The organism is Desulfurella sp., from assembly GCF_023256235.1.
GTDB lineage: Bacteria > Campylobacterota_A > Desulfurellia > Desulfurellales > Desulfurellaceae > Desulfurella.
The window spans coordinates 2073-4485 of the sequence record NZ_JAGDWY010000047.1 but is presented as its reverse complement, the minus strand read 5'-3'; the positions used below and the strand labels follow the sequence as shown (position 1 = coordinate 4485).

The 2413-nt window shown below is 38.8% G+C and carries 3 protein-coding genes; all 3 read right to left on the bottom strand.

Going from position 1 to position 2413, the window contains the following annotated elements:
* Window positions 1–970: amino acid--tRNA ligase-related protein (locus Q0C22_RS04805; RefSeq protein ID WP_291492310.1), on the bottom strand; the 970-nt coding region annotated here is incomplete at its 3' end.
* Window positions 971–1060: 90 nt separating this feature from the next.
* Window positions 1061–1888 (bottom strand): hypothetical protein, encoded by an 828-nt coding sequence (locus tag Q0C22_RS04800; protein ID WP_291492308.1) that lies wholly within the window; start codon window positions 1886–1888, stop codon window positions 1061–1063.
* Window positions 1885–2413, bottom strand: a 529-nt coding sequence (locus Q0C22_RS04795; RefSeq protein ID WP_291492306.1) for a hypothetical protein, incomplete at its 5' end; no start/stop codon positions are given. The genes Q0C22_RS04795 and Q0C22_RS04800, both read right to left, overlap by 4 nt.

The window sequence follows — 2413 nt, the reverse complement described above, 5'->3', positions numbered from 1 at the left end:
TGGGTTTTATATAAAACGGTTTTAGCTTAATTGGCCACTCAGTTATAAAGTAAAAGCCATTTACATGCCTTCCAAATAATTCAAGTTCTTTCTGTCCAAGGTCATCACCAAAGTTAAGCTTGATGTTATTTTTGTTTAACCATTCAATTATTTCGCTGTATTTAAATCTGCTAATATGTTCAGGAAGCTTAAGTTCGGGCGCCTTTATGCGCTTTAAAATTTCATATGAAGTTTTCCAGATATCTGTTATTGTGTTTCTGACTAAGCCATCAATTAGGTTCATCAAGTCATCATTTGATAAAAACGCGGCTTCAACATCAAGGCTCACAGATTCACTGAGATGCTTTAATGTTCTTGAAGGTTCTGCTCTAAAAATAGGCCCTATTTCAAACACTTTTTCAAATGGCATAGTTAGCTCTTCCTTGTAAAGCTGAGGGCTCTGTGCAAGAAATGCCTGCTTATCATAATACATAAGAGGAAACAGCGCTGCCCCACCCTCAGATGCTGAAGCGATTATCTTTGGGGTGTTAACTTCAAGAAATCCCTGAGAATATAGGTACTCACGCACAGACTTTATAACTGTGGCTCTAAGTGTAAACAGGTCAAGATTATACGGCCTCCTTAGGTCAAGTGCCCTGTTATCCAGTCGCAGGTCAATTGACGGCACATCCTTGGTCATTAAATTGAATGGTGGTTCCTTCTTGACCTTAGAAATTACCTTCATTTCACTTACATGTATTTCAAAACCCCCTGGTGCCTTTTCGGTTTTTTTAATTATGCCCGAGGCACTTATTACGGTATTCTGTTTAATGCGATTCAGTAGTTTTCTTTCATTTACTACGAGCTGAACCTGTTTTCTGTTTTCAACTACTATCACAAAGGCCAGAGTCTTTTGCTCCCTTATACTGAGCACCCAGCCCATAATTTCTGCCTTTGTTCCGTCTTCCACTTTGCCATAAACTTTTAACAATTTAAGCCCATTGTGTATTTTAAAGCTTATTTTTATAAATTTATTGATTGTTTCCGACGTGACACCACCTTTATAATTGACCGCAAGCTTTCAGTGGTTGCCGAGCAATCTGATTGCTGAGTTGATATCAGGGGCCATTGCGCTTGGCAAGATCTCAAATCCACCCAGAGGAAATTTGCCACTGCCATACACCCATAATGTACTTGAGCCTGACTGCAAAGGTATCTCCACATCAAAAAAATAATCGTCGCCTACATGAATCCTGTTGAGGTCAGCATAATCGGAGTAGAATTTTATATTCCCCTTTGTATAATGTGTTATATCTGGACTCAGAACTCGCTTAAAGTACTGCTTTACATTTAACTTTGTCAAAATTTTGAGCTGATATTTGCTGAAGCCGTTGGTTGCAGCAATCGCTTTTCCATCTATGGCTTTCAGGAACTCAATTGCACCATTCAACAAAAATATATTCCCTGGAGTATAGTACTTTTCTTGCAGCTCTTCTAAATTCCAACTTTTCTCTACATTGAGCCTTTTGGCCACGCTGTAAATTATATCCTCCCAATCAAAGGCAGTATATATTCCCAGAGAGAGCCTCCTATAATGCTCCGAATAAATTAAGTTCTTTACCTGCGCTGGATGCAAGCCGGTAAAATTGCATATATCAATTATGTAATCTGGGAAGACCTCCATTGCATATTCGTTATAAAACAATGTATCATCCAAATCCACAGTATAAATATCAAAATTCCCAAGCGACGGGTTTCCATTTGCATATGGATGATCAATTTCCTTATCTGACTTAACCCCCAACCTACCCCCCTCATTTAAAAAAACTGCACTGGCCCTTTTACTTACTATTTCCCTTATGAGGCTCGTATAATTTATGTGGTTGCTCAATTTAGTATATGGTTTCACACCATGGCCTTTTTAAAATCATCGTTAACTACAATTCCGCTTTTAATTAAAAATTCATACATTGGAACCATGAGCGAAGCTGCCTCAGCCTTTCCCAAATGCAGTTCATGCATCATTTTTTCGGTTATTGATTCATATATAGGCCGCTTCCATCTCTGATTTATCACCGTAAATGGTATAAGATATTCGTTATAACTACCGGAAATACCATTAAGAACTGAAGCAATTAGGGGGTTCAAGTATCTTAGCATTCTCCATTCCTGATGCCTCCTTATTCTATTCATTAGTATATCTGCGTCTGAAAGTCGTTTAGCCCTCTCCGCCATATCTTTAGCCCCTGAGTTGAAAAGCGTAGCTGCGGTGATCATTATTTTTAATTCTGGGTCTGCATCCCATTTGCTTATAAAGCTAGACGATTCGGCTAAAGTTTTGGAGTAAATTGCACCGCTAACAGCTTCCTCACTTGAAAATTTTCTGTCCTTGAATGCGGGCTCAGAACCCACGACCTGTATCTGATTTATCGCG